Below are 26,637 nucleotides of genomic sequence, written 5' to 3' on the forward strand. Positions count from 1 at the left end.
GACGGCGGTTTTTTTATGCCCCGGCATCGGGCGCAAAGCTCACTCCGTCATACCCCATCCGATCACGGCCCGACCGCTCAGCACGCCCGCACTCCATAGAACGCAGCGGTTCAAGGGCCACCCGGTACGCGGGCAAGCCTTCTTCTACACATCCGCCATAGGCTATGGGAGCGCGGTCTCGCGGTACTTATCGTTTGTGCGGGAGCGGCCTTGACCGCGAAGAGGCTGCGGGCTGGCCGTCAGGCCAACCCGCGAGGAGGGATAGATCAGAGGGCGCGGTCGATTCGCAGTACGGTGGGCTGTTCCTGCTCTTCGCTGACGGTGATGTCGATAGCTTCGGCTGCATGGCTGGCCTGCATGACATCACTGGAAGTCGAGATGCGTGCACTCAACTGCAAGGCTTGCCCCTGCTGCAGCTGCACACCGGGCATCAGCGCATCGCTGGCATCCAGTACCACCTCGGTAGGCAGCTCGCCCTTGCCCAGACGCTGGGCGAGCAACGGCATGGGCGGACCCTGTGGGTCGCGGGCGGAGACGAAGACCACCGCGTCATCGCCGAACTCGGCGGCCAGCTCATCAGCCAATTCCACCCGCACGTTGATCTGCAGTTGCTGCGCCGCTGGCGCCTCCACTCCATTTGCTGTTGCGCCAGCTTCCTGAACGCGTTGGCGCGCCCGCTCGATGCCGCCCTGGATTGCCCGAGCACCCTCGCTGCCCGGCGGCATACCGGCGAGCAAGCGCTCCCAGTAGTTGATTGCACCGGCATATTCGCCGGACTCGAAAGCCGCGATCCCCAGCAGCCCCAATGCCGTCGGCTCATGGGGATTCAGCTCCAGGGCCCGATCCAGTGCAGCCACGGAGTCGGTGTCGAGCTTGTTGCCATTGGCGAAGAAGCGCGCCTGGGCCAGTTGAGCCAGCACTTCCGGCCGCTCGCCAAGGCGCTGCAGGCTGGCGGAAAAGGCATCTGCCGACTCCTGCGGTCGCTGATCAGACAGATAGGCGCGGCCGAGCATGTACCAGGCCTCTCCATTCTCCGGCTGGATCTCGGTGATACGCTCCATGCGGTCGATATAGCCATCAAGGTCTTCGGGGACCGGGTTATTCGCCATTTCCCGCGCCAGCTGCACACCCGCCGGGTTGCCCCAGCTCAGGTACAGGGCAATCACTACCAGCGGCAGGGCGCCAGCGGACAACAGCAGCGGCCAGGCGCGGCCACGGTGTAATGGCTGCCGCTGGTCCTCCGCCCGAGCGGTATCTTCCAGCAGCAACTTACCCGCTTCCTCCAGCGCCGAGTCATGCTGCTCAGCACTCACCTCGCCGGCCGCCAGCTGGTTAGCCAGTTCGGCCACGCGTTCTTCATACAGCGCCACGTTGAGGGCGGTGCGGTCGGCCTTGCTGCGGCTACGCAGTTTCCACATCGGCCAGACTATTACGAGCATGCCTGCCAGGATCAGCAGCGCACTATACAACCAGAAATCAGTCATCAGCTGTCTTCTTCTCTTTCCAGCAGGGATTGCAGGCGTCGTTGTTCATCCTGATTCAAATGTTGCGTTTCGCTATCACGCAGCGCGCGCTGACGACGACGCAACAGGACCACCAGGAACAGGAAGCCACCCAGCAGCAACACGGCCGGCGCGAACCAGAGCACCAGAGTGGCCGGCGTCAATGCGGGCTTGTAACGCACGAAGTCGCCGTAGCGGCTGACCATGAAATCGACGATCTGCTCATCGCCCTTGCCCTCGGTGACCATGCGGTACACCTCGCGGCGCAGGTCCATCGCGATCGGCGCATCGGAGTCGGCGATATTCTGGTTCTGACATTTGGGGCAGCGCAGTTCTGAACTCACCTTGTAGAACTGCTCACGCTGCGCTTCGGTCTCGAACTCGTAGGTATCGATGGCCGCCAATGTCAGCGGTGCCAGACTCAAAGCCAGCAGGAAACCCAACCAGCGGATCATGGCGCACCTCCTTCATCGACCAGGGCCTGGTAACGCGGGCCCAGCTGCGTTTCCCATACACGCTCGTCGACCACGCCGACAAACTTGTAGCGAATGACACCTTCGGCATCGATCAGGAAGGTTTCCGGCGCACCGTAAACACCCAGGTCCAGGCCCAGTCGCCCGTCAGCATCGCTGATGTTCAACTGGTAGGGGTCATGAAATTCCTTTAACCATTGCCGGGCGTCCTCGGTGTTGTCCTTGTAGTTCACCCCATGGATGATCACGCCCTGGTCCGCCAGCCTGTTCAGCACCGGGTGCTCGACCCGGCAGGCGACACACCAGGTGCCCCAGACGTTGACCAGCGCCGGCTGACCCAGCAGGTCCGCCTGAGTGAGCAACGGCCCGCCCTCTTCCACCGATGGCAGGGAAAAGTCAGGGAACGGCTTGTCGATCAGCGCTGACGGCAAGGTGCTGGGATCGATAGCCAAATCCTGCTGGGTCTTCTTGTCGTTCAGTGCCTTGAGAAACAGCACCAACAGCAGGATGAACAATACCAACGGAATCAGCATCCAGGGTCTGCGCATCAGACAGCCTCCCGTGTTGCCGTCTGGGGCACGGTGCGACGCTGGCGCACCTTCAGGCGATAGCGTTTGTCACTGGCCGCCAGCAGGCCACCGATGGTCATCAACAGACCGCCGCCCCAGATCCAGCGCACGAACGGTTTGATGTGCACGCGAATCGCCCAGGCACCATTCTCCAGCGGCTCACCCATGGCAACGAACAGGTCGCGGGTGAAGCCCGGATGAATACCGGCCTCGGTCATCGGCATGTTCTGCACGGTGTAGAGGCGTTTCTCCGGCGTCAGCGTAGTGATACGGCGCTCGTTGCGGTATACCTCGATAATGCCCTCATCAGAGATCCAGTTCGGTCCTTCGCGGTGGTCCGCGCCCTGGAACACGAAGCGGTAACCGCCCAGTTCCAGCGCGTCACCCGGCGCCATGCGCAGGTCGCGCTGACTGTCGAACAGACTGGCCCCTACCACGCCCACGGCGCAGATGGCGATGCCCAGGTGGGCCAGGGTCATGCCCCAGTAACTGCGGGTCAAGGCGCGTACGCCGCAGACCAGCCCTTTGTTTCGCGACTTGTCGAGAATGTCACGCAGGCTGGCACCCGCCACCCAAAGCACCAGGAACAGCATGCTGGCCACCGCTACGTGATGATCGCCAATCCACACCGCCAAGCCGACCGCGGCGATAGCCGACAGCACCAGCACCCACTTCAGTTGACCAACCAGCCATTTCACCGGCGTGTCTTTCCAGCGGCTCAGCACACCGACGCCCATTGCCAACATGAGCGCGGCCATCAGCGGTACGAACAGCGCATTGAAGTACGGCGGCCCCACCGACACCATGGTGCCGGTCAGCGCATCCAGGGCCATGGGGTACAACGTACCCAACAGCACCATCAGGGTCGCCACCACCAGGATGACGTTATTGACCAGCAAGAGGGTTTCCCGGGACCACAGGGCGAAGCCAATCTGGCTCTTGACCACCGGGGCACGCAGGGCGTAAAGCGCCAGCGAACCGCCGACCACGATCAACAGGAAGCCGAGAATGAAGACGCCCCGCTCCGGGTCAGTGGCGAAGGCATGAACCGAGGTCAGCACGCCCGAGCGTACCAGGAAGGTGCCCAGCAGACTGAGGGAGAAGGCGGCGATGGCCAGCAACACGGTCCAACTCTTGAACACACCGCGCTTTTCGGTCACCGCCAGCGAGTGAATCAGCGCGGTACCGACCAGCCAGGGCATGAAGGAAGCATTTTCCACCGGGTCCCAGAACCACCAGCCGCCCCAGCCCAGCTCGTAATAGGCCCACCAGGAGCCCAGCACGATACCCAGTCCGAGGAAGGCCCAGGCGACGATGGTCCAGGGCCGCGACCAGCGCGCCCAGGCCGCATCCAGGCGTCCACCCAACAGCGCAGCAATGGCGAAGGCAAAAGCCACCGAGAAACCGACATAACCCATGTATAGCATCGGCGGGTGCACAATCAGGCCAAAGTCCTGCAACAGCGGGTTCAGGTCGTTGCCATCGGCGGGAAAGAACGGCAACTGGCGATCGAAGGGGTTGGATGTCATCAACATGAACAGCAGGAAGCCGATACTGATCATGCCCATGACCGCGAGCACCCGGGCGAGCATTTCTTCCGGCAGGTCGCGGGAAAAGACCGCCACGGCAAAGGTCCAGGCCGCTAGAATCAGGGCCCACAGCAACAGCGAGCCTTCGTGACCGCCCCACACGGCACTGACCCGGTAATACCAGGGCAGCGCGGAGTTGGAGTTGAGTGCCACGTAGGTCACGCTGAAGTCATTGCTGACAAATGCGTATACCAGACAAACGAAGGCGAACAGTACAAACAGGCACTGGGCCAGGGCCGCCGGCTGGGCAAAGCCCATCGCCAGGGTATCGCCGCGCCAGGCGCCATACAGAGGAATGGTGGCCTGCAACACCGCCAGTACCAGGGCGATAATCAGGGCAATCTGGCCAAGTTCGGGAATCATGCAGCCTCCGAATCAGTTGACGGACGGCGTATAGCCGTCCACTTTCATGTGTTCGACCCTTTTCAGGGCCTCGGCCACTTCCGGCGGCATGTATTCTTCATCGTGCTTGGCCAACACTTCATCGGCCATCAGCACGCGGTCCTCATTCAGACGCCCCATGGCGACAATGCCTTGCCCCTCGCGGAACAGGTCAGGCAGGATGCCGCTGTAGGCGATGGTCACCTGCTCGGCACCGTCACTCACGTCGAATGTTACTTGCAGGCTGTCGGGCGCGCGTTTCACGCTGCCGTTCACCACCATGCCGCCGGCACGGATGCGGGCATCCAGTGGCGCCGTCCCGGTGGCAATCTCCGTGGGGGTATAGAACAGGTTGATGTTCTGCTTCAACGCGCCCAGCGCCAGGGCCACCGCGACACAGACTCCAACCACGACCAACAGGATCAGCAACAGGCGTTTCTTGCGCTGCGGATGCATTATTTAACCTCCCGACGGCGGCGACGCGCCTCTTCATTGACCAGACGACGACGGGCCAGCCAGGGCTGCACCACGTTCAACGCCAATACGACCAGAGTTATGGCATAGGACGACCAGACATAAACACCGTGCCCGTCCATCGCCAGCATGTCTGCCAGATTGTTCATGATGATTTCTCCAGCACCTCGCGCACCCAGCGCGTCTTGTGCTCACGACGCAACACCTCGAGCCGCATCCGCATCAACAGGCTGACGGTGAACAAGGCATAGAAGCCCAGCACCATCAGCAGCAGCGGCAACCACATCTCCACCGGCATGGCCGGCTTCTCGGTGATCTTGAAAGTGGCCGGCTGGTGCAAGGTATTCCACCAATCCACCGAGTATTTGATGATGGGAATATTCACGACGCCGACGATCGCCAGCACAGCGGTAGCCTTGGCCGAGGTTTCACGATTGCTGATCGCCTGCCCCAGCGCAATGATGCCGAAATAAAGGAACAGCAGGATGAGCATGGACGTCAGTCGCGCGTCCCAGACCCAGTAGGTGCCCCAGGTCGGCTTGCCCCAGATGGCGCCGGTCAGCAGCGCGACGAAGGTCATCCAGGCGCCGATGGGCGCAGCGCACTTGAGCGCCACGTCCGCCAGCTTCATACGCCAAACCAGACTGACTATCCCCGCCACCGCCAGCATCATGTAGCAGGACTGGGCGACGAAAGCCGCCGGCACATGAATGTAGATGATCCGGAAGCTGTTGCCCTGCTGGTAGTCCTCCGGGGCAAAGAACAGCCCCCAGACGCTGCCGACCGACAGCAACAGCACACCGGCCACGGCAAACCAGGGCAGCCAGCGGCCACTGATGTCATGAAACCATTTGGGCGAACCCAGTTTGTGGAAGAAACTCCAGTTCATTCACTCACTCCAATACGCAATCCGGCGGCAATGGCGATGGGGGCCAGACTCAGCGCCAGCATCGCCAGACAGCCGAGCCACAATGCATAACCGGTCACCGGCATGCCCTGCAATGCCGCATCCATCGCCCCGGTTCCGAGAATCAATACCGGGATATAGAGCGGCAGGATCAGCAATGCCAGCAGCACGCCACCGCTCTTGAGGCCCACCGTCAACGCCGCACCAACCGCGCCCAACAGGCTCAGTACCGGCGTGCCCAACAACAGCGTCAGCACCAGCACTGGCAGGGATGATAGCGGCAGGGCCAGCATCAACCCGAACAGCGGCGCCAACAGCACCATCGCCAGGCCGGAAAGCAACCAGTGGTGCAGCACCTTGACCAGCACCATGAGGGCCAGCGGGTGCGGTGACAATACCCATTGTTCCAGCGAGCCGTCGTCGTAATCGCTGCGAAACAGGCCATCGAGCGACAGCAGCGTGGCCAGCAACGCCGCGACCCAGATAACCCCCGGTGCCATGCTGCGCAGCATGGTGGGCTCCGGCCCGACGGCCAGCGGAAACAGACTCACGACCAGGGCGAAGAACACCAGCGGATTGAGCAGATCGCCCGGACGCCGCCAGGCCAACCGCCACTCGCGGCAGAACAACAACCACACGACCCTGCGCATCAGTTGAGCTGCCCCATATCCAGTTGACGCACACCTGGCAGGTGCTCCAGACCGTGGTGAGTGGTCATGATCACCATTCCACCCAAGGCCGCGTGCTTCACAATATGCTTTTCCAACGCAGCTACGCCGGCCTTGTCGATGGCCGTGAAAGGCTCATCCAGAATCCACACGGGATGCCGCTCAAGATACAGCCGCGCCAGCGCCACACGGCGATGCTGTCCGGCGGACAGGTTATGGCAGGGAATATCCTCGAAGCCCCGCAGGCCAACCTGCTCCAGCGCCTGCCAGATAGCCTCGACCGCTACCGGCTCGCTCAGAGCACAGAGCCAGCTCAGATTTTCCTCGGCAGTCAGCGCGCCCTTGACCGCCGGAGCGTGCCCGATGAACAGCCGATGGCGACGCCAGTCTTCCTGACCGGCACCATGAAAGACCGACCGACCGCCATAATGGATCTCGCCCGCCGACGCCGGCAGCAGCCCGGCCATAATGCGCAGTAGACTGGTCTTGCCGGACCCGTTGGGGCCGGCCACCTGTAGTATCTCCCCGGGTTCGAGTCGCAGCGACAGCGAAGCAAACAGCTCACGCTGATCCCGCTCACAGGCCAGACTGTCCAACTCAACAGGCAGTGGCTTCACTTTTACTCCAAACCATCGGGAAGCGAATATCGTTCACTCATGTTTACCTGTGCGCTGCCGCTATACTGCATAGGCGACAGGCACCTTGGTGACTGGCGCCATTATACATAGCGCCCCTACCCTGAGGTGCCTGATTTACATCAATATGTGACACACATGACGCCGGATCTGAACCTGCCGCCCATCACCGCCAACCGCCCTGGAACCGGGGCTCCAGCCCCCACCACGACGGCCTCGGCGGTGGCTTTGGAGCTGCTGCGTCCGATTGCCGCAGCGACCTTGGCACCAGGCGAAAGTGCCCAAGCCGAGGTGGTCGCCAGCCAGCCCCGATCCGGCCAGTTCGAAGTGCTGCTGCGCCTGGCCAAGGCGGGCCTGCCGCCGACCGATGTAAGCGTGCTCAGCCGCCAACCACTGGAAGCGGGCACCGGCCTGACGGTGCAGGCGGTCAGCCCCACCCGCCTGCTGGCAGTGCTCGACAGCCTGGCCACACAGGGCGCTGGCCAGGCACCACTGACCAAACTGGACCCGCAGCTGTTTCCCCAGGGCAGCCTGGTGCAGGCGCGCATCATCAACAGCCAGGCATTACCCGCGGCCAGCGAGCAGGCCCGCTTCGCCATCCTGGCGAAGATTCTGCAGGGGCCGGCAGCCGGCGCGGTCCTGAGCCTGGACAGCAGCCGCGCCGCTACACCCGGCAGTCTGCTGACAGCCCAGGTGGGCAGCCAGGGCGAGCTGCGCGTCACCTCCGTCACCGAGCAGGTCCGCCAGCTCGACCTGCTGCAAGGCATGCGTACCACCTTGCAAACCCAGGCGTCCGCCGAACCCCTGTTGCGTATGCTGGATAAACTGGCGGCGCTACCGGACCTGCCACCGCTGTTACAGGCCGGCATACGCCAGGTGCTGACCCATGTCACCACCCCTGAATATTTGAGCACCCCCGCCGGGGTCGCCCAGGCGGTGCGTCAGAGCGGTATATTCCTGGAAGCCGGGCTCGCCCAGTTGAGTCAGGCACTGCAGACCGGCAGCGCATCGACCGCCAACCAAGCACCCACCGAGTCGATGCAGCAAAACCTGTTGCCACCCCTGGCACGGCTGCTGCCCCTGCTCTCCAGCCTGGCCACACCGCCCGGCGCCGAACCTTTACCCGGCGCGGATTTCAAGGCCAGCCTGCTCAACCTGCTGGTCACTCTGCAACATCAATTACCGCCGGATACCAGCAAATTCACTGCCCTGCCCCCCGGTCCGTGGCAGGCCGCCGCGTTAACAGCCAGACCGGGCCTGTTTCCACTGCCCTCGCGAGCGCTGCAGACCCTCAGCGATGCGCCCGATCTCGGCAGCCTGCTGCGCTTGACCGCCGCCCTGCTGGCACGCATTCAGCACCATCAGTTCCAGGGCCTCGGTCAGACCCAGACCTTCACCGACGGCAGTACCCAGACTGTCTGGCAGCTGGAGATTCCGTTGCGTGAAGGTCAGCAGTTCACCCAGGTGCAGATGCGCATTCAGCGCGATCAATCGGCGCCGGACAGTCGCCAGACCGAGCAAACGCCCCAATGGGAAATACGCCTGGCCTTCAATCTGGAAAGCCTCGGTCCCATGCAGAGCATCGCCCGACTGTACAAGGGCCGTGTCAGCAGCGAATTCTGGGCCGAACAGAGCGATACCCTGCAGCGTATCAACGCCGAAATGGGCCGACTGCGCGACCGTCTGCTGACCCGCGGATTGGAAGTCGGTGAACTCAGCGCCCACCGGGGCAGCCCACCAGCACCACAGCAAGCGGTACAACAACGCTGGATCGACGAGGTAACCTGATGAGCGAACATCGCGAAGCCATTGCGCTGCTCTACGAGGGCGGCGAACAGGCTCCCACCGTCACCGCCAAGGGTGAGGGCGAACTGGCCGAACGGATCATTGAATTGGCCATGGACCATGAAGTGCCGATCTATGAAAACGCCGACCTGGCAAGCATGCTGACGCGCATGGAACTGGGTGATCAGATCCCTGAAGCGCTGTACCGCACTATCGCCGAGATCATCGCTTTCGCCTGGCATCTACAGGGCAAGATGCCGGCGGGGTTTGTACCGCCGGACGAGGAGAGTTAGTCGCGTTACTTGCGCGTACGATCGCTGCCTTTGAACTTGTTCTGACGCACGACACGCGCCTGATGCATGGAGGGCTTGCGGGCCTGGCGCTTCTGCTTCTCCTTCTCGGCGACAGTGGACTCCGGCAGGCGCACGGGCTTCAGGCCAACCTCTTCACTGAGCACGTCGAGCTCGTTCTGCTTCATTTCACGCCAGCGACCGACCGGCAGTTCCGGGCCGAGGAAGACCGGCCCGAAGCGGACCCGCTTGAGGCGATTGACCCGAACGCCCTGGGATTCCCACAGCCGTCTGACTTCCCGGTTGCGGCCTTCCATCAGGCAGACGTGGAACCAGCGGTTGATACCTTCGCCGCCGGAGCTGACCACATCAGTGAACTTGGCGGGACCGTCATCCAGCATGACGCCGGTCAACAGCCGCTCGACCATGGCTTCATCGACTTCGCCCATCACCCGCACCGCATATTCACGGTCCATCTGCGAGGATGGATGCATCAGCCGGTTGGCCAGCTCGCCGTCAGTGGTGAACAGCAGCAGGCCGGAGGTATTGATGTCCAGTCGCCCGATATTGATCCAGCGCCCCTGCTTCAAGCGTGGCAGCTGTTCAAATACCGTCGGCCGCCCTTCCGGATCATCACGGGTGCAGACTTCGCCTTCGGGCTTGTTGTAGATCAGTACGCGGCGCACCACCTCGGTGTTGAGGTCACGCTTGAGGGGACGGCCATCGACCATGATCTGGTCCAGGCTGTCGACCCGGCAACCAAGTTGCGCAGGCTCGCCGTTGACGGTGACGCGGCCGGCGCCGATCCAGCCTTCGATCTCGCGACGCGAGCCAAGGCCCATACGGGCCAGTACTTTCTGGAGTTTTTCTCCGGAAACCGGTGTTTCTTCGGTTTCTGGATTGATAGGTTGGTCAGTCATGCGTGGCACCTCCCGGTGTGATGGGGACAATTTCCGGGGAATCCGGTCGCGCAGAATAGCATCGACCTGCCGGCTCAGCCAGCGGGGTCGGGCTCGTTGTCGTTCTCGACTGACGGCAGCAGGTCATCGAAGTCCGTTTTCAGATCGGTTTCCATTGCCTCCAGCTCCGCCAGCAACGCACCGAAATCACCCGTACCGACGCTGCCGTCCGCCATCAATGGAGCAACAGGGTCCCAGCCCGGCGTGCTGTCACCGGTATCCGGCATCCCGACCAATGGCGATACCGACTCTTCCGTGCTTTCCCGCAGGTCGGCCAGCGGCGGTAGCTCCGCCAGGCTGCGCAGATTGAAATAATCCAGGAATTGCCGCGTGGTGGCGTACATCGCCGGGCGCCCCGGCACCTCGCGATGCCCCACCACCCGCACCCATTCACGCTCGAGCAGTGTACGGATGATCTGACTGCTGACGGCCACCCCACGCACATCCTCGATCTCGCCGCGGGTGATGGGTTGCCTGTAGGCGATCAGCGACAGGGTTTCCAGCAGCGCCCGGGAGTAGCGCTGGGGCCGCTCTTCCCACAAGCGCGAGACCCAGGGTGCGTATCCATCGCGCACCTGCAGGCGCCAGCCGCTGGCCACCTCGCGCAACTCCACCGAGCGCTCCGCCAGATCCTTGGCCAATTGGGCCAGTGCCTGGCGCAGCTCTTCCAGCGAAGGTGCTGTGTGCTCGTCGAAAAGCTCGCGCATTCGCTCCAGCGACAGCGGCTTGCCGGCGGCCTGCAGCGCCGCCTCCAGAATCCGTTCAAGCGGTGGTTGAGTCATCGTTCCTTGCCTTGACGTGAATGGGCGAAAAGGGCTCGCTCTGCACCAGGTCGACCAATTGCTCCTTGACCAGTTCCAACACCGCCATGAAGGTCACCACCACGCCCAGCTTGCCCTCGCTCGGCTGGTAGAGACTGATGAAAGGTACGAACTGGCCGCCCCGCAGGCGATCCAGCACATCAGCCATGCGCTCGCGGGTCGACAGCGTCTCGCGACTGATCTGATGACTTTCGAACATGTCGGCGCGGCGCAGGACCTCGCTGAGCGACAGCAACAGCTCTTCCATGCTGATATCCGGATGGGCCTTGCGCGTTTCCAGTGGCGGCGGTGCGGCAGCCGCCAGAGCGATATCCCGCCCGACCCGCGGCAGCGCGTCGAGATCCTCCGCCGCCTGGCGGAACCGCTCATATTCCTGTAACCGACGAATCAGCTCAGCGCGAGGATCGTCGTCAAAATCAACATCGTGATCCTCTTCCTGACGCGGCAGCAGCATGCGCGACTTGATCTCGGCCAGCATCGCGGCCATCACCAGATATTCGGCCGCCAGCTCCAGCCGCACCGTCTTCATCAGCTCGACATAGCCCATGTACTGGCGGGTAATTTCGGCAACGGGAATATCGAGGATGTCGAGGTTCTGGCGGCGGATCAGGTACAGCAGCAGATCCAGCGGCCCTTCGAACGCATCAAGAAAAACTTCGAGCGCCTCGGGGGGAATGTACAGATCCTGGGGCAGCTCGGTGAGTGGCTGGCCGTTGATGACGGCCAGCGGCAGCTCATGCTGAATCGGGCCCGGTAGCTCTGCAATCGGCTCGCTGCTCACCGCAATGGGTGCAGCGGCCAGTTGTGCAGGTTCCCGGGCGCTCATCAGCCGCGACGGTAGTTCAGGCCAATGGCCTGGCGCACTTCAACCAGAGTGTCGCGAGCCGCGTCGCGGGCACGCTCGGCTCCTTCGCTGAGGATCAGGCGTACTGCGTCCGGATTCTCTTCATACTCCACGGCCCGCTGCTGCATGGGCGCCAGCTCGGTGCAGATCGCATCGATCACCGGCTTCTTGCAGTCCAGGCAGCCAATACCAGCGCTGCGGCAACCCTGGTTGACCCAGTCATGAGTCGCCTGGTCGGTGTATACCAGGTGCAGCTGATAGACCGGGCACTTGTCTGGATCGCCCGGATCGGTACGCCGTACCCGCGCCGGATCGGTAGGCATGCGGCGGATCTTCTCGCTGACCTCGTCGGTGGTATCGCGCAGGGTAATGGTGTTGCCATAGGACTTGGACATCTTCTGCCCGTCGAGACCAGGCATCTTCGAGGCCGGCGTCAGCAGCGCCTGGGGTTCGGGCAGAATCACCTTGCCGCCACCTTCGAGGTAGCCGAACAGGCGCTCCTTGTCACCGAGGGTGATGTTCTGCTGTTCCTGCAACAGCGCCCGTGCGGTATCCAGCGCCTCGCTGTCACCCTGCTCCTGATAAGCGGTGCGCAGGTTGTTGTACAGCTTGGCCGCTTTCTTGCCCATCTTCGACACGGCAGCCCGCGCCTTGTCCTCGAAGCCAGCCTCCTTGCCGTACAGATGATTGAAGCGCCGCGCCAGTTCCCGGGTGATTTCCACATGGGACAGTTGGTCAGCACCAACCGGCACCAGGCCGGCACGATAGACGAGGATGTCCGCACTCATCAGCAACGGATAGCCCAGAAAACCGTAGGTAGCCAGGTCCAGATCACGCAGCCTTTCCTGCTGATCCTTGTAGGTCGGCACCCGCTCCAGCCAGCTCAGCGGCGTGGACATGGACAGCAGCAGGTTCAGCTCGGCATGTTCCGGTACCTGAGACTGGATGAACATGGTCGCGGACGTACCACTGACGCCCGCCGCCAGCCAGTCGATCATCATGTCCCAGACGTTCTGTTCGATATCCTGCGGGGTTTCGTACAGCGTGGTCAGCGCGTGCCAGTCGGCAGCGAAGAAGAAGCACTCGTACTCATGCTGCAGCTTTACCCAGTTCTTGAGCACGCCATGATAATGACCTAGATGCAGGCGCCCGGTGGGGCGCATGCCGGACACGACCCGGCGCTGGGATTCAACGGAACTCAAGGGAAACTCCTGATTGTCTGGTGATACATGGTGTTGGCATTGTGCTGCTTATCATACTCTTCGGCCCCGGCGCCTGCATGGGGCGCCGGTTGACCAATCATTCACGGCTGACGCCGAAGGGTTCGGGGTCGCCTCGGCCAATGCGGCGCACTTCGGTTTCCCCGTTGAGCAAGGCCACCACGGTGGTGGGCTCGATAGTACAGGCACCGCCGTCGATAATCAGATCGACCTGCTTGTCCAGACGCTCGCGGATATCCTCGGCATCAGTCAGCGGCAGACTCTCGCCCGGCAGTTGCAGAGTCACGCTCATCAAGGGCTCGCCCAGGGCTTCGAGCAGCGCCAGGGTCAACTGATGGTCAGGAATGCGCAGACCGATGGTGCGCCGCTTGGGATGCAGCAGGCGCCGCGGTACTTCGGTAGTAGCGTGCAGGATGAAGGTGTAGGGGCCAGGGGTGTTGTTCTTCAACAACCGGAAGGTGGCGTTATCCACCTTGGCATAGGTGCCCAGCTCCGACAGGTCGCGGCAGACCAGGGTGAAATTGTGTTTGTCATCCAGCTGGCGCAGACGGCGGATACGTTCCAGCGCGTTCTTGTCGCCCAGGTGGCAGCCCAGGGCATAGGCAGAATCAGTCGGATAGGCAATAACCCCACCGTCACGCACGATTTCCACGGCCTGGCGAATCAGACGCGCCTGCGGATTGTCGGGGTGGATCTGGAAATATTGGCTCACGGCTGCATTCTCGCTGTGTTTTCCCGCAGTTTAGGGAACTGCGCCTTTTCCGTCGAGCGGCCGCTCATGGCATGACGGCATCGGGGAACCGCGCATCCTGCCATACCGGCGCGCAATCGGCCGGCAAGGGCGTCATCTGGCCCAGCGCCATCCACGGCGAATCCGGATGATGAAAATCACTGCCGCAACTGGCGAGAAAACCGAATTCGATGCTCATGCGCGCCAGCACCGCCACCTGTTCCGGTGCCTGCTTGCCGTTGGACACTTCGACGCCACGCCCGCCGGCCTGGGCGAAATCGCGCAACAGACGGCGGATACGCGCCCGGGTGAAGCCGTAATGCCAGGGGTGCGCCACGACGGCCAGCCCGCCCGCCTCGCGCAACTGTGCCACCGCCGTTTCCAGCGCCGGCCAGTGCTGTTTGATATCACCCAGCTTGCCCGCCCCCAGCCACTTGCGGAAGGCTTCACCGCGATCACGCACGTATCCGGCCTGCACCATCCAGTCAGCGAAGTGCGGTCGCGCCGGTGGGCTGTCCGGGTCGCTGCCGGTTGCCTGCTGTACCGCCAGCGCCCCTTCCAGCGCGCCGGGCATACGCTTGGCAGCCAGCCGATCGGCGATCTGCTCGGCCCGCTGCCAGCGGCCATCGCGCACGCCAGCCAGCGCCTCCCGCAGGGCCGGAGACTGCATGTCGAAGCCGTAACCCAGAATGTGCACGGTATGGCCCTGCCACTGCGCCGACAGTTCGACGCCGCTCACCCAGTCCATGCCATGCGCTGCGGCGGCCGCCTGGGCCTCCGGCAGACCGTCGAGCGTGTCATGGTCGGTCAACGCCACCAGGTCGATACCGGCCGCGGCCGCACGCGCCATCAGCTCGGCGGGCGCCAGGGCGCCATCCGAAGCCGTGCTGTGCATATGCAGGTCCGCTAACAAATTTGCTCCAGGGCCATCATCAAACCAGGCCATTCAGGGAAAGAATTTGGCTATTATGCCGTCTGGGCGCTGACAATGCCCAACTGAATGGCATAAGTTACTGCACTATCACCTACCCACCCCAAGGATCCGACATGTTATACGCCATCATGGCCAGCGATGCCCCCGGCACCCTCGATGCACGAATGGCTGCCCGCCCCGATCATCTTGCCCGTCTGCATCAACTGCAGGACGCCGGCCGCCTGGTGCTCGCTGGTCCGCATCCAGCCATCGATTCGAATGATCCCGGCAGCGCCGGCTTTACCGGCAGCCTGGTGGTGGCCGAGTTCGACTCCCTGGAGCAGGCCCGGGAATGGGCCGATCAGGATCCCTACATTGCCGCCGGCGTCTATGACCAGGTACTGGTCAAACCCTTCAAGCGTGTTCTGCCGGCCTGATGAGGAGCGCCCGAATGTCCCTTCGCCCATCCCTGCTGCCGCTGCTGGCCGCCTTGCTGCTGCCACTGCCCCTGCAGGCACAGCAGGCCGACGCCCCGGTCGATCCGCAGATGCCCACCGCCGAGCAGGATGTCGGCACGCTGCAGGCCGAATTGGCCAAGGTCGAGGCCGAGCGCCAGCGCCTGGCTGACGAACTGGCCAACGCCGCCGACCATACCGAGGTGGAGCGGTTGGGCAGGCAGAACCTTGCCCTGCGCGACCGGCTGGTCGCCATGGAAGAAGTCGCCGCGCGCAATCAGCAAGAGCAGCAGCGCAAGTGGTTCATCGTCGGCGGTACCACCGTCGCCGGCAGCCTGCTGCTGGGCTGGATACTGGCGCAGCTCGGCGGTCGCCGCAAACGCAGCGAGTGGCTGAATTGAACCAGTCGGTATTGATGATCGACGACGATCAGGAACTCTGCGAGCTGCTGGGTTCCTGGTTGGCCGCCGAAGGCTTCACCCTCACCAGCGTACACGACGGTCCTGCCGGCCTCGAAGCTGCCCGCAGCGGCAGTTATGGCGCCATCGTGCTGGACATGATGCTGCCAGGCATGAACGGCCTGGAAGTGCTGCGCGCCCTGCGCCCGCACTGCAATACCCCGCTGTTGATGCTCAGCGCCCGGGGCGAGCCGGTGGACCGTATTCTCGGTCTGGAACTGGGTGCCGATGATTACCTGGCCAAGCCCTGCGATCCGCGGGAGCTGGTGGCCCGCCTGCGCGCCCTGCTGCGCCGCGCCATGCCGATAGCCGATGAACAGCTGCTGCAGGTCGGTGACCTGCGGCTCGACAGTGCCAGCCTGATGGTCTGGCAGAACGACGAACTGCTGCCGCTGACCCAGACCGAAGTATTGATCCTGCGCGAACTGCTGGAGCGGCCGGGCCAGCTGATCGACCGTCAGAGTCTGTCCCGCCAGGCCCTGGGCAAGCCGCTCGGCCCCCATGACCGCAGTCTGGACATGCACATGAGTAATCTCAGGCGCAAACTCGGCCCCCACGAGGACGGCCGCCCGCGCATCCAGTCCATCCGCGGCCGGGGCTATCTGTACAGTTGAAACGGGAACTGACGGATCTTTACACAGCCTTTACCGCCCACCAGCCCTGCTTGACATCCCCATGACTAGACTGGATACCAATGGCCGGACACGCCGGTCATCTGCAAACCAGGAGATACCCATGAAAAAGACACTGATGGCAGGTCTGTTCGCTCTCACTACCGCCGCATCCTGTGTAGCTCTGGCCATGCCCGGCATGGATGGGGACAAGGGTCGATACCATGAGCGGCACATGGAACGGATTGCGACCGAACTGGAGCTGACGACCGAGCAGCAGGAACAACTGCGCGCCGTGCACGAAGAGCAGTTCGAAAAAATGAAAGCGCTGCACGATGAGAGAAAGGAAAAAGTGGATGCCATTCTCACCGACGAACAGCGCCAGAAAATGCAACAGATGCGCGAAGAAAAGCGCGAAAAGATGAAGAAGCACATGGAAGAGCGCAAGGAGCGTAAAAGCGACAAGCGCGACGACACGCGCTCTGACGCGAGCTGATCCGCATGCGGCTGTTCTGGAAGGTCTTCGCCGTTCTCTGGCTCGCCACGCTGCTGGTGGGCGGTTCGGGCTTTCTGATCAGCCGCGCCTTGCAACAGGACTGGCTCCTGCTGCAATTTCACCCCAAATTGCGGGACTTCAGCGAACAGCTGGTCACCCTGTATGAACAGGACCCTGCGTCTGCCCAATCCTGGCTCGAAGCTCAACGCCGGCAACATCGGCTGCGGGCGCAGCTGTTCGATGCCCAGGGGCAGCGCCTGATTGAAGGCACCCTGCCCACGCTACCCCGTTTCGATCTGCCAGTGCCCAGCGGCCCGGAACGTACCCGCCATGGCCGGCTGTTCCAGCTCGGCTGGGATTCCCCACAGGCGCACTATCAATTGCTGTTGCACGTGCCGGCACCAGAGCTGTTCCGCTGGCAACATACCCCGTTCGCCATGTTCACCAATATCAGCATGGCACTGCTGCTGCTGGCGCTCCTCAGCCTGTTGCTCAGCCGCTATCTGACCGGACCGCTGCGCAAGCTCGGCGTCGCCGCCCAGGACCTGGCCCACGGGCGGTTCGATGATCAGACCCTGGGTAACATCGGTCGGCGTCGGGACGAGATCGGCGAGTTGTCCCGGCGCTTCCAGAGCATGGGCAACCGTGTGCAGAGCCTGCTCGACAGTCAGAATCAACTGATGCGGGATATCTCCCATGAGCTGCGCTCGCCGCTGGCTCGCCTGCGCATCGGTCTGGCTCTTGGTAGCAAACAGGGCCTGGTAGCGGGCGATCCGTTATGGACGCGCCTGGACCGCGAGTGCAGCCGGCTGGACAGCCTGATCGGCGACATTCTCACCCTGAGCCGGCTGGATGCGCAGAACGTACCGCTGGAGCGGGTCGATGTGGATGCGTTGGTGGCCAATGCCGTAGAGGATGCGCGCTTCGCCGCCGCCCATCAGCGCCTGGAAATCCAGGGTAGCACCGGCCGTGCGATCCAGGGCTGGCCCGAGCAACTGGCCAGCGCGCTGGATAACTTGCTGCGCAATGCCCTGCGCTTCTCGCCCAACGATGGGTTGATCAGCGTAGTGCTGTCAGCCAGCCCCGAGGGTTGCGACATCCGCGTGATTGACCAAGGGCCGGGCGTGCCGCAGGAATGGCTCGAGCGCCTCGGCGAACCCTTCGCCCGGGTCCCGGGCCAGCCGGCAGATAGTGGTCACGGGTTGGGCCTGGCCATTGCCCGCCGCGCAATCATCCGCCATGGCGGCGCCCTGAGTTTCAGTCAGGCTGCATCGGGCGGGCTATGCGCACGCATTCACCTGCCCACCCGTCCTCAACTGTCCGGCCAGCGGCGAAAAAAGTCCCGTGAGTCCAACACCGGAACCGACCTCGGGGCTCCCGTCGACTGACCCAGATACAGGTAGGCAACAATTTTCTCGTGGGCCTGCAGCCCCAGACCTTCATGAATCAGCGGATCATAGGCGGGTTCACCGGTACGCCATACTGCCCCCAGACCCAGTGCGTGGGCCGCCAACAGCATATTGCCGACGGCGACGGCGCAGGACATCTCCTGCTCTATTTCCGGCACCTTGGGATGGGCTCTCGGACTGCTGATGGCAATCACCACCATCGGTGCGCGCTGCGGCAATGAAGGCGCCCGCAGCACCTCCGGCGCCTGCGGGTCGCCAACTCGGGCCAACGCAGCCTCGGCAAACAACTCACCCAGGCGCTCCAGCCCCTGCCCTTCCAGCACCAAAAACCGCCAAGGCCGCAGCCGGGCATGATCCGGCGCCCGCAACGCCGCCTGAAACAGCGCCTCCTGTTGCTCGGCGCTGGGCGCCGGGCCAGTCAGGCGCGGTTCGGAAACCCGGTTGTGCAATGCGGTCAGTGCGTCCATTATCATCAGCTCCAGATACATGATTGCCGGATCATAACAAAACCAGGGAGAACATCATGTCTGATAGCGACACCACCAACCGGACCAGGGAGTTCCACTCCTTCGCCGAATTTTATCCGTTCTATCTCAGTGAACACAGCAACGACACCAGTCGGCGCCTGCATTATGTGGGCAGCACGCTGGTGCTGTTGATCCTGCTGTGGGCTATTGTCAGTGGCAATTACTGGTGGTTGCTGGCCTTGCCGGTGGCCGGCTACGGCTTCGCCTGGGTGGGACACTTCTTCTTCGAAAAGAACCGCCCCGCCACGTTCAAATACCCGCTCTACAGTTTCATGGGTGACTGGGTGATGCTCAAGGACATGCTTACCGGACGTATCCGCTTCTGACCCCAGCGACAAATTGTCGAACGGCCGACAGTTGTCACGTCGGCCACCCTGTAGCATCGGCATACAACGACAAGAACCGGAGATATGCCATGAGCGAGCAACGCGCCACCTTCCGCGCCATGCAGGAAGGCACCGCCGAAGACTGGAGCCTTATCGCCAGTCACTTCCGTCCCTTTGCCCAACAGCTGCCTGATCGCATCCTCACTCACCTGAAGCTACTTGATGGCGACTTCGGCGGCTTCCCCATCGATCGACTGCAACATTCCTTGCAGACCGCCACGCGCGCCCACCGCGACGGGCGGGATGAAGAATATGTCATCTGCGCTCTGTTGCATGACATTGGCGACACCCTCGGCAGTTACAACCACCCTGACATCGCTGCCGCCATGCTCAAGCCTTTCGTTTCGGCGGAAAATCTATGGATGGTGGAAAAGCACGGTGTCTTCCAGGGCTACTACTTCTTCCATCATCTGGGCATGGATCGCCATCTGCGCGAACAGTTCAAGGATCACCCGCTATACCAGCGCACCGCCGAGTTCTGCGCACTATATGACGCACCGGCCTTCGACCCGGATTATCCGACAGAGCCACTGAGCTTTTTCGAGCCCATGTTGCGCCGCGTATTTGCCCGCCCGCGCCAGTCCATGTACGCCTGAGCTTTCCACCGCCTGCCTTGCATACTATGATCGGTCTGGCACACCATCAGGCCAGGGAAAGACTGATCATGACATTGCAAACCCGCATACAACCGGTACGCCCTCCACTCGAGGGCTACTACTCCCGGGTCATGGCCTATTTCTGCGTCGCTATCATCTTCACCGCCATAGCCTACGAGCAGGGGCTGACCACCCTGACCGGCGGGGTCATCATCTACTCGCTGCTGTATCCCCATGCCATCCGCCTGTTGACCGAGTTTCGCCGCCAGTCCGGCGCGCGCAACCTGCGCCTGGCCTTGCTGGCTCTGGATGCGCTGCACACCGGCGTGTTCATCACCCTATGCCAGTTCAGCCTGATTCCGAGCCTGGTTTTTCTACTGCTGATCAGCTTCGCCAGCATCATTATCGGCGGGCCGCTGTATTTGTTCGCCGCCAGCCTGCTGACCCTGGCGGGTTGCATGCTGTCGGCCGCCATTCTCACCCCCGAGCCACAACTGGTGAGCAGCCAGTTGCTGGCCTTCTGCAGTCTGGCCAGCGGTGGCACCTTCACGGTAACCATCGCCGCCTTCGTCTACCGCCAGGGGCGGCGTCTGGAGCAGGCACAGCAACTCATTAGCGCCGAGCAGGCAAAAACCGCTGAGCTGGCCAGCAACCTGGCCAAGTACCTCTCGCCTCAGGTCTGGGAATCGATCTTTTCCGGCAATCAGCGGGTCACTCTGGAAACCCATCGCAAGAAGCTGACCGTATTCTTCTCCGATATTCGCGGCTTCACCGAGCTGGCCGAAGAAATGGAAGCCGAGGCGCTGACCGATCTGCTCAATAACTATCTCAACGAAATGGCCCGCATCGCCCTGCAATATGGCGGCACCATCGACAAGTTCATCGGCGACAGCGTCATGGTGTTCTTTGGCGACCCGGTCAGCCGCGGCGCCAAGCAGGACGCCGAGGCTGCCGTGTCCATGGCCATCGCCATGCGCAAGCATATGAAAGTACTGCGTCAGCAATGGCGCAGCCAGGGCATCACCCGGCCACTGGAAATCCGCATGGGGTTGAGTACGGGCTATTGTACGGTGGGCAATTTCGGTGCAGATATGCGCATGGACTACACCATCATTGGCCGTGAAGTGAATCTCGCCAGCCGCCTGGAAAATGCCGCCGAGGCCGGCGAGATCCTCATTCCCCATGAGACCTGGTCGCTGATCAAGGATCTGATCATGTGCCGCGACAAGGGCCGGATCGAGGTCAAGGGTTTCAGCCGGCCGGTGCAGATCTATCAGGTGGTGGGGCTGCGCCGGGATCTGGGCGCTGCGCCCACTTTCGTCGAGCACGAGTTGCCTGGCTTTTCCATGTATCTGGATACCAATGGCATTCGCAACTATGACAAGGACGACATCGTCAAGGCGCTGGAACTGGCAGCGCGTAAACTGCGGGACAAGGTAATCATTTGATCAGCGTAACGGGCAGTGGCAATACCTCTTCTGTCGCCTCGACCTCGACTTCGCCCGAAGCTTCGCTCTCGGCCCAGTTATACTGCGCTATGCTGCCATCCCACAGCTCGATCAACGCGGTGCAGGATTCTACCCAGTCACCGCAATTGTGGTAGCTGATACCATTGACCTCGCGGATCTCCGCATGGTGGATATGCCCGCACACCACACCCTGCAGATCGCGCTTGCGACATTCATGGGCCAATGCTTCTTCGAATTCGCTGATGAAATTCACCGCCTTCTTCACGCGGTGCTTGAGGTAGCCGGACAATGACCAGTAACCATAGCCGTAGCGGCTGCGCCAGTAGTTGAGCCAGCGATTCAGGCGCAGACTGAATTCGTAGGCGTAGTCTCCGAGGAAGGCCAGCCAACGGTGACAGCGGGTAATGACATCGAACTGGTCACCATGAATGACCAGCAGTTTTCGGCCATCAGCGGTAACGTGCTCAGCCTCGTCCACCAACCGGATGTTGCCGATATTGAGGGTCGCATAACGGCGCAGGAATTCATCATGATTGCCAGTGACATAGGTCACCCGGGTGCCGCGCTTGCTCATGGTCAGGATGCGGCGAATGACATTAGTGTGTGATTGCGGCCAATACATGCTCTTGCGCAGCCGCCAGCCATCAATGATATCGCCGACCAGATATAGCTGATCGCATTCGTACTCCTTGAGAAACCCTGCCAGCTTCTCGGCCTGACAGTCGCGTGTGCCCAGATGCACATCGGAAATCCAGATGGTGCGCACCCGCTGTTTGCCAACCGCCGAGAAATCTTCCACATGAGTCATCTGTCATCCCTCTTCCATCTCTGCGGTCAAACTAGTGTCACTGGGTGACCGGATGATGACGCTCACATGACCAAAAGATGACAGCCACGCAAAACAGCCACAGTGTCGTATACAATGTGCGTCGATTCGGTCACCTCGCTCAAAATCAGGCTTCGCCATGTTCAGACCCGTTATCCTGCTACTGTTGGTGCTGCTCCCCGCCCTGGCCGTGGCCCAGAACAACCCGCCCTCCACCGAAATACGCACCGGCCTGGTGCTATCCGGCGGCGGCGCCCGTGGTCTGGCGCATATCGGCGTGCTCAAGCAGATCGAGGAACAGAACATTCCAATCCACGCCATTGCCGGCACCAGCATGGGCGCGGTGATCGGTGGTCTGTATGCGGCGGGCTACAGCGCCGATGAACTGGAGCAGATTGCACTGGAGATGGATTGGCCGGCGGCGCTCAGCGATTCGCCGTTGCGTGAGGATATTCCCTACCGCCGCAAGCAGGATGATCGTGATTTTCTAGTCAAGCAGCGCCTGACCTTCAAAGGTGGCAAGCTCAGCTTCCCGCTCGGCCTCCTGCAGGGCCAGAACCTGGGCCTGGTCCTGGAAAGCCTGCTGGTGCATACCAACGATATCGATGATTTCGACCGCCTGCCGATCCCTTTCCGCGCCGTGGCCACCGATATCGCCACCGGCGATGCCGTGGTGTTCAAGAGTGGTCATTTGCCCCAGGCCATCCGCGCCAGTATCGGCCTGCCCGGATTCTTCGCGCCGGTAATGGTCGATGGCCGCATGCTGGTAGACGGCGTGTTGTCGAAGAACCTGCCGGTGGATGTTGCCCGGGAAATGGGTGTGGATCGGGTCATCGTGGTGGATATCGCCACCCCGCTGAAACCGGCCGAGGACATGCACACCATCCTCGACATCATGGACCAGACCACCACCCTGCTGACCCGCAACAACACCCAGGAGCAACTAGCCACGCTGACCGAACAGGACCTGCTGCTGCAACCTGAACTGGGCAGCATCGCCTTCAGCAGTTTCGCCGAAGCCGATGAAGCCATCGACGCCGGCGCCCAGAGCCTGCTGCAATCACCGCACCTGCAGGCGTTCGCTCATCCGGCCAACGTGCAACAGCCTGGCGGCAACCTTGCCAGCAACCGCCCCCATCGCCAGCCGATCATCCATGAAATCCGGGTGGTCAACAGCGGCAAGGTCGCCGATGAAGTAGTGCGCAGCATGGTCCGTCAGCAGCTCGGCGAACCGCTGAATACCGATCACCTGGCCAAGGACATGGGCACCATTTACGGCACCGACTACTTCAGCCAGGTCAACTACGAGATTCTCCACGAGGGCGACCGCAACACCCTGTTGATCCGCACCAGCGGCCGGGAGACCGGTACGGATTATCTGCGCCTGGGGTTGAACCTGGTGGATGATTTCGAGGGCGGCAGCCAGTTCACCATGGGAGCCAGCTTCCGTGTCAATGGCGTCAACCCGCTGGGTGCTGAATGGTTGACGCGCCTGCAACTGGGCGAGCATCAGCAGTTGTACAGCGAGTTCTACCAGCCACTGGACTACGGTTCACGCTATTTCATCGCGCCCTTCATCGATGCCGAAGCACGCAATGTCGAAGTGATTCTGGACAACGACCCCGTCGCCGACTATCGCCAGCAGCGCTACGGCGCCGGCATCAACTTCGGCCGCCAGATCGCCAACAATGGTGAAGTCCGCTTCGGACTGTCGCGCTATTGGGGCGAATCCGAAATCCGCGTGGGTGACCCCGAGCAACCCACCCTTGAGTTCGATGAAGCCTTCTACTCACTGCAGGTCGATCGCGACACCTTGGATAACGTCAACTTCCCCCGCTCCGGAGACGCCGCACGCATACTCTGGCGCCAATCGGAACCCGATCTGGGGGCGGACGAGCGTTACCAGCAATTGGAAGTGCGGGCCAACAAGGCCTTCGCCTCGGGGCCCCACAGCCTTCAACTCGGCGCATCCCTTGGCCGCACCGACAGCGATGTCGATGTGGCCCAGAGCAGCTTCCTGCTAGGCGGCATCGGCAAGTTCTCGGGCTTTCGTCAGAACGGCCTGGCCGGACAGAACTACAACCTGGCGCGGGTGGTCTACTATCGCCAGCTGAACCCCGGCAGCACACCGTTGACCATGCCCTTCTACCTGGGCGGCAGCCTGGAGTACGGCCGGGTCTACAACAAGGGCGAAGAGGCCCTGGATACCGGCTACATGGGCGCCGGCAGCCTGCTACTGGGCATGGACACCTTCCTCGGTCCGCTGTTCTTCGGCATCGGTGCCAACCAGGAGGGCGAGCGGGCGTTATATATGAACCTGGGGCAGACATTCTAGGACGCCCCGACATTCAGTACAGCTTGCTGCGCCCAGGCCGGGATGGACCCCGGCCGATTGTCATCTCGACAATGGGCTCAGCCGCTGATTTCCAGTACCAGCGCGGCGCGGATACAGTGCAGCACGCCCTCCTCCACCGGCTCGTCCAGTTCCTGCGCAACGGCGCGCACGCCGGGCAGGTCTTCTTCCGCTTCATTGAGAAACAGATCCTGGATTCGCTCCAGCTGGCCCGGTGGCAGGTCGATGACCTGGTGCAGGTCCAGCTGACCGATGCTGATGGCCTGGGCCAGCTTTTGGTAGACCTGCCGGATCGGCAACCCGGTCTGCCGGGCAATCTGCTGCGCTTCCATGCCGGCCTGGGCCAGTGCCTGCACCTCATGGGCCTGATGTGCGGGCGCAGCGGTCTCCGCGCCACCCTCTTCCAGCAGCACCTGCAGGAAGTCCGCACCGTAACGCTCCAGCTTGTGCGCGCCAATACCACTGACCAGCGCCATGTCCTGCAATGTGGTCGGTCGCTGACGCAGCATATCGACCAGGGTCGAGTCGGCGAATACTACATAGGGCGGCACGCCATGGGCCTCGGCCAGGCGTTTGCGTAGCGCCCGCAGGTTTTCCCACAACGCCTTGTCGGCCTCGGCGATCACTGGCTTGTCGCTGGAGCGGCTGGGCACGCTGGCCGTACGGGATACATCCTTGCGCAGGGCCAGAGACTCCTCGCCACGCAGCAGCGGGCGACAAGTGTCGGACAGCCGCAGACTACCGAACCCATCCAGATCAATTTCCGCCAGCCCGCGGGCGATCAGTTGGCGAAACACCGAGCGCCAGTCCTGCTCGCTCCACTGCTTGCCGATACCGTAAGTCGACAGGTGTTGATGCCCGGCGGTACGAATCTTCTCGTTGTCCCGGCCCAGCAGGATATCCACCAGATGGCCGACGCCGTAACGCTGGCCGCTGCGATAAACGGTGGACAGCGCCATCCGCGCCGCCTCGCTGCCATCCCAGGTGGCAGCCGGCTCCCGGCAATTATCACAGTTGCCGCAGGGCTCATCGAGGATATCGCCAAAATAGCCGAGCAGGGACTGACGGCGGCAGGTGGTGATTTCGCACAGCGCCAACATGGCGTCGAGCTTGTGCCGCTCGATGCGCTTGTGCCGCTCATCACCGTCGGAGTTGGCCATGAACTGGTTGAGCATCAGCACATCCTGCAGGCCGTAGGCCATCCAGGCATCGGCGGGCAATCCATCACGACCGGCGCGACCGGTTTCCTGATAATAGGCTTCGATGCTCTTGGGCAGGTCCAGGTGGGCGACGAAGCGCACGTTGGACTTGTCGATGCCCATGCCGAAGGCAATGGTCGCCACCATGATCAAGCCTTCCTCGTTGAGGAAGCGCTTCTGGTGATAGGCGCGCAACTCCGGTGGCAGCCCCGCGTGATAGGGCAGCGCCGGCCAACCCTGGTCGCTGAGCCACTGCGCCGTGTCCTCGACCTTCTTGCGCGACAGGCAATAGACGATACCGGCATTGCCGCGCTGGTCCTTGAGAAAGCCCAGCAACTGCTGACGGGGCCGATCCTTGGGCACGATGCGGTAGAAGATGTTCGGCCGGTCGAAGCCGGACACGAAGCGCTTGGCATCCTCCAGCCGCAGGCGCTGGGCGATCTCCTCGCGGGTGCGTTCATCGGCGGTGGCGGTCAATGCCATGCGCGGCACGCCCGGGAACAGCTCGGCCAACTGCCCCATCTGCAGGTATTCGGGGCGGAAATCGTGACCCCATTGCGATACGCAGTGGGCTTCGTCGATGGCGAACAGGGCAATATCCAGGCTTTGCAGAAATTGCAGGGTGCGCGGCTTGAGCAGGCGCTCGGGCGCCAGATAGAGAAAATCCATCTCACCCCGGCGCAGCCGCTCGGCGATATCCCGGCGCTCAATCTCGTCCAGCGTGGAGTTCAGTGCCGCCGCACGCAGCCCCAGCTCATTGAGGGTGGCGACCTGGTCATCCATCAGCGCGATCAACGGCGACACCACCACGGTGAGGCCCTCACGCAGCAGACCGGGAATCTGATAGCAGAGCGATTTGCCGCCACCGGTCGGCATCAGGACCAGGGCGTCGCCGCCGGTGGCGACCTGGTCGATGATGTCCGCCTGATGCCCGCGAAACTCTCCGTAGCCGAAAATATCCCGCAGCCGCTGTAAGGCTTGCTCGCGCATGATTCTCCTTGCATGATTGCAGTCGGGCGGCCGATGTCGGCCGGCAGAAAGGGCCGATTATATCAGCCCGGTTGAGATTCGCTGTGATGAGGTGCTGGTATT

28 protein-coding genes and 1 pseudogene are annotated in these 26,637 nt (G+C 62.4%); 11 read left to right on the top strand and 18 right to left on the bottom strand.

Annotation, left to right across the window (positions count from 1 at the left end):
• Window positions 1-266: 266 nt before the first annotated feature.
• Genes ccmI through ccmA form a run of 9 tightly spaced genes read right to left on the bottom strand, consistent with a single transcriptional unit; the run spans window position 267 to window position 7,180 of the window.
• Complete coding sequence (gene ccmI / locus BM267_RS11575) at window positions 267-1,484, bottom strand: c-type cytochrome biogenesis protein CcmI (RefSeq protein ID WP_074780551.1); 1,218 nt, start codon at window positions 1,482-1,484, stop codon at window positions 267-269.
• Entirely contained in the window at window positions 1,484-1,957 is a 474-nt protein-coding gene (locus tag BM267_RS11580; RefSeq protein WP_036990484.1) for a cytochrome c-type biogenesis protein, read from the bottom strand. Before BM267_RS11580 ends, ccmI begins: the two co-directional genes overlap by 1 nt.
• Complete coding sequence (locus tag BM267_RS11585) at window positions 1,954-2,523, bottom strand: DsbE family thiol:disulfide interchange protein (protein WP_036990485.1); 570 nt, start codon at window positions 2,521-2,523, stop codon at window positions 1,954-1,956. Before BM267_RS11585 ends, BM267_RS11580 begins: the two co-directional genes overlap by 4 nt.
• A complete protein-coding gene (locus BM267_RS11590) occupies window positions 2,523-4,496 on the bottom strand; it encodes a heme lyase CcmF/NrfE family subunit (protein ID WP_074780548.1) in 1,974 nt (657 codons plus the stop codon). The genes BM267_RS11585 and BM267_RS11590 overlap by 1 nt, the downstream gene beginning before the upstream one ends.
• Window positions 4,497-4,508: 12 nt before the next feature.
• Complete coding sequence (gene ccmE, locus BM267_RS11595) at window positions 4,509-4,970, bottom strand: cytochrome c maturation protein CcmE (RefSeq protein ID WP_036990486.1); 462 nt, start codon at window positions 4,968-4,970, stop codon at window positions 4,509-4,511.
• Window positions 4,970-5,137 (bottom strand): heme exporter protein CcmD, encoded by a 168-nt coding sequence (ccmD, locus tag BM267_RS11600; RefSeq protein WP_074780545.1) that lies wholly within the window; start codon window positions 5,135-5,137, stop codon window positions 4,970-4,972. Before ccmD ends, ccmE begins: the two co-directional genes overlap by 1 nt.
• A complete protein-coding gene (locus tag BM267_RS11605) occupies window positions 5,134-5,877 on the bottom strand; it encodes a heme ABC transporter permease (RefSeq protein WP_036990488.1) in 744 nt (247 codons plus the stop codon). The genes ccmD and BM267_RS11605 overlap by 4 nt, the downstream gene beginning before the upstream one ends.
• Window positions 5,874-6,545: a heme exporter protein CcmB gene (gene ccmB, locus BM267_RS11610; protein ID WP_074780542.1), complete on the bottom strand. Its 672-nt coding sequence runs from the start codon at window positions 6,543-6,545 to the stop codon at window positions 5,874-5,876. Before ccmB ends, BM267_RS11605 begins: the two co-directional genes overlap by 4 nt.
• Window positions 6,545-7,180, bottom strand: a complete 636-nt coding sequence (ccmA, locus tag BM267_RS11615) for a cytochrome c biogenesis heme-transporting ATPase CcmA (protein ID WP_036990490.1) — start codon at window positions 7,178-7,180, stop codon at window positions 6,545-6,547. The genes ccmB and ccmA overlap by 1 nt, the downstream gene beginning before the upstream one ends.
• Before the next feature lie 156 nt (window positions 7,181-7,336).
• Here ccmA and fliK point away from each other — a divergent pair, with 156 nt between their 5' ends.
• Both fliK and BM267_RS11625 read left to right on the top strand, forming a co-directional pair.
• Entirely contained in the window at window positions 7,337-8,986 is a 1,650-nt protein-coding gene (fliK, locus tag BM267_RS11620; RefSeq protein ID WP_036990491.1) for a flagellar hook-length control protein FliK, read from the top strand.
• The gene (locus BM267_RS11625; protein ID WP_074780539.1) at window positions 8,986-9,276 is read left to right on the top strand and encodes an EscU/YscU/HrcU family type III secretion system export apparatus switch protein; all 291 of its coding nucleotides are present in this window, start codon (window positions 8,986-8,988) and stop codon (window positions 9,274-9,276) included. Before fliK ends, BM267_RS11625 begins: the two co-directional genes overlap by 1 nt.
• 74 nt (window positions 9,277-9,350) lie before the next feature.
• Here BM267_RS11625 and rluB read toward each other — a convergent pair.
• The 6 genes and pseudogenes from rluB to BM267_RS11655 all read right to left on the bottom strand — a co-directional run.
• A pseudogene (gene rluB / locus BM267_RS11630) lies at window positions 9,351-10,193 on the bottom strand (23S rRNA pseudouridine(2605) synthase RluB); the annotation flags it as partial.
• Window positions 10,194-10,267: 74 nt separating this feature from the next.
• Entirely contained in the window at window positions 10,268-11,014 is a 747-nt protein-coding gene (scpB, locus tag BM267_RS11635; protein ID WP_074780536.1) for an SMC-Scp complex subunit ScpB, read from the bottom strand.
• On the bottom strand, window positions 10,995-11,879 hold the full coding sequence (locus tag BM267_RS11640) for a segregation and condensation protein A (protein WP_083392507.1): 885 nt from the start codon (window positions 11,877-11,879) through the stop codon (window positions 10,995-10,997). The genes scpB and BM267_RS11640 overlap by 20 nt, the downstream gene beginning before the upstream one ends.
• Window positions 11,879-13,099, bottom strand: coding sequence for a tryptophan--tRNA ligase (locus BM267_RS11645; protein ID WP_074780533.1), 1,221 nt, complete (start codon window positions 13,097-13,099; stop codon window positions 11,879-11,881). Before BM267_RS11645 ends, BM267_RS11640 begins: the two co-directional genes overlap by 1 nt.
• Window positions 13,100-13,196: 97 nt before the next feature.
• Window positions 13,197-13,829, bottom strand: a complete 633-nt coding sequence (locus tag BM267_RS11650; protein WP_036990495.1) for an L-threonylcarbamoyladenylate synthase — start codon at window positions 13,827-13,829, stop codon at window positions 13,197-13,199.
• 64 nt (window positions 13,830-13,893) lie between these two features.
• Window positions 13,894-14,760, bottom strand: a complete 867-nt coding sequence (locus tag BM267_RS11655) for a PHP domain-containing protein (RefSeq protein ID WP_143063072.1) — start codon at window positions 14,758-14,760, stop codon at window positions 13,894-13,896.
• A 134-nt stretch (window positions 14,761-14,894) separates the two neighbouring features.
• On the opposite strand from BM267_RS11655, the gene BM267_RS11660 reads away from it, so the two are divergent.
• From BM267_RS11660 to BM267_RS11680, 5 genes are all read left to right on the top strand, one after another.
• Window positions 14,895-15,197, top strand: a complete 303-nt coding sequence (locus BM267_RS11660; protein ID WP_036990497.1) for a YciI family protein — start codon at window positions 14,895-14,897, stop codon at window positions 15,195-15,197.
• A 14-nt stretch (window positions 15,198-15,211) separates the two neighbouring features.
• The gene (locus tag BM267_RS11665) at window positions 15,212-15,616 is read left to right on the top strand and encodes an SH3 domain-containing protein (RefSeq protein WP_074780527.1); all 405 of its coding nucleotides are present in this window, start codon (window positions 15,212-15,214) and stop codon (window positions 15,614-15,616) included.
• 14 nt (window positions 15,617-15,630) lie between these two features.
• Window positions 15,631-16,287, top strand: coding sequence for a response regulator transcription factor (locus BM267_RS11670; protein ID WP_074780684.1), 657 nt, complete (start codon window positions 15,631-15,633; stop codon window positions 16,285-16,287).
• A 121-nt stretch (window positions 16,288-16,408) separates the two neighbouring features.
• On the top strand, window positions 16,409-16,780 hold the full coding sequence (locus BM267_RS11675) for a hypothetical protein (protein WP_074780525.1): 372 nt from the start codon (window positions 16,409-16,411) through the stop codon (window positions 16,778-16,780).
• A 5-nt stretch (window positions 16,781-16,785) separates the two neighbouring features.
• Window positions 16,786-18,168 carry a HAMP domain-containing sensor histidine kinase gene (locus BM267_RS11680; RefSeq protein WP_074780521.1) on the top strand — a complete coding sequence of 461 codons (1,383 nt, stop codon included), beginning with the start codon at window positions 16,786-16,788 and terminating at the stop codon, window positions 18,166-18,168.
• Here the strand turns inward: BM267_RS11680 and BM267_RS11685 are convergent.
• Window positions 18,093-18,656: a nitroreductase family protein gene (locus BM267_RS11685; RefSeq protein ID WP_074780680.1), complete on the bottom strand. Its 564-nt coding sequence runs from the start codon at window positions 18,654-18,656 to the stop codon at window positions 18,093-18,095. The two genes, BM267_RS11680 and BM267_RS11685, sit on opposite strands and share 76 nt — an antisense overlap.
• A gap of 56 nt (window positions 18,657-18,712) precedes the next feature.
• Between BM267_RS11685 and BM267_RS11690 the strand changes: the two genes are divergently transcribed.
• The 3 genes from BM267_RS11690 (at window position 18,713) to BM267_RS11700 (ending at window position 21,146) form a co-directional block, all read left to right on the top strand.
• Window positions 18,713-19,042 (top strand): Mpo1-like protein, encoded by a 330-nt coding sequence (locus BM267_RS11690; RefSeq protein ID WP_074780519.1) that lies wholly within the window; start codon window positions 18,713-18,715, stop codon window positions 19,040-19,042.
• An 89-nt stretch (window positions 19,043-19,131) separates the two neighbouring features.
• On the top strand, window positions 19,132-19,698 hold the full coding sequence (locus tag BM267_RS11695) for an HD domain-containing protein (RefSeq protein WP_036990500.1): 567 nt from the start codon (window positions 19,132-19,134) through the stop codon (window positions 19,696-19,698).
• Window positions 19,699-19,766: 68 nt separating this feature from the next.
• Complete coding sequence (locus BM267_RS11700; RefSeq protein ID WP_036991114.1) at window positions 19,767-21,146, top strand: adenylate/guanylate cyclase domain-containing protein; 1,380 nt, start codon at window positions 19,767-19,769, stop codon at window positions 21,144-21,146.
• On the opposite strand, the gene BM267_RS11705 is transcribed toward BM267_RS11700, so the two are convergent.
• Window positions 21,139-21,975, bottom strand: a complete 837-nt coding sequence (locus tag BM267_RS11705) for a UDP-2,3-diacylglucosamine diphosphatase (RefSeq protein WP_074780516.1) — start codon at window positions 21,973-21,975, stop codon at window positions 21,139-21,141. The genes BM267_RS11700 and BM267_RS11705 overlap by 8 nt on opposite strands.
• 157 nt (window positions 21,976-22,132) lie before the next feature.
• Here BM267_RS11705 and BM267_RS11710 point away from each other — a divergent pair, with 157 nt between their 5' ends.
• Window positions 22,133-24,328 carry a patatin-like phospholipase family protein gene (locus BM267_RS11710; protein WP_074780513.1) on the top strand — a complete coding sequence of 732 codons (2,196 nt, stop codon included), beginning with the start codon at window positions 22,133-22,135 and terminating at the stop codon, window positions 24,326-24,328.
• A 77-nt stretch (window positions 24,329-24,405) separates the two neighbouring features.
• On the opposite strand, the gene recQ is transcribed toward BM267_RS11710, so the two are convergent.
• Window positions 24,406-26,535, bottom strand: coding sequence for a DNA helicase RecQ (gene recQ, locus BM267_RS11715; RefSeq protein ID WP_074780510.1), 2,130 nt, complete (start codon window positions 26,533-26,535; stop codon window positions 24,406-24,408).
• Between the last annotated feature and the right edge of the window lie 102 nt (window positions 26,536-26,637).

The sequence above is a fragment of the Halopseudomonas bauzanensis genome (assembly GCF_900114735.1).
GTDB classification, from domain to species: domain Bacteria; phylum Pseudomonadota; class Gammaproteobacteria; order Pseudomonadales; family Pseudomonadaceae; genus Halopseudomonas; species Halopseudomonas bauzanensis.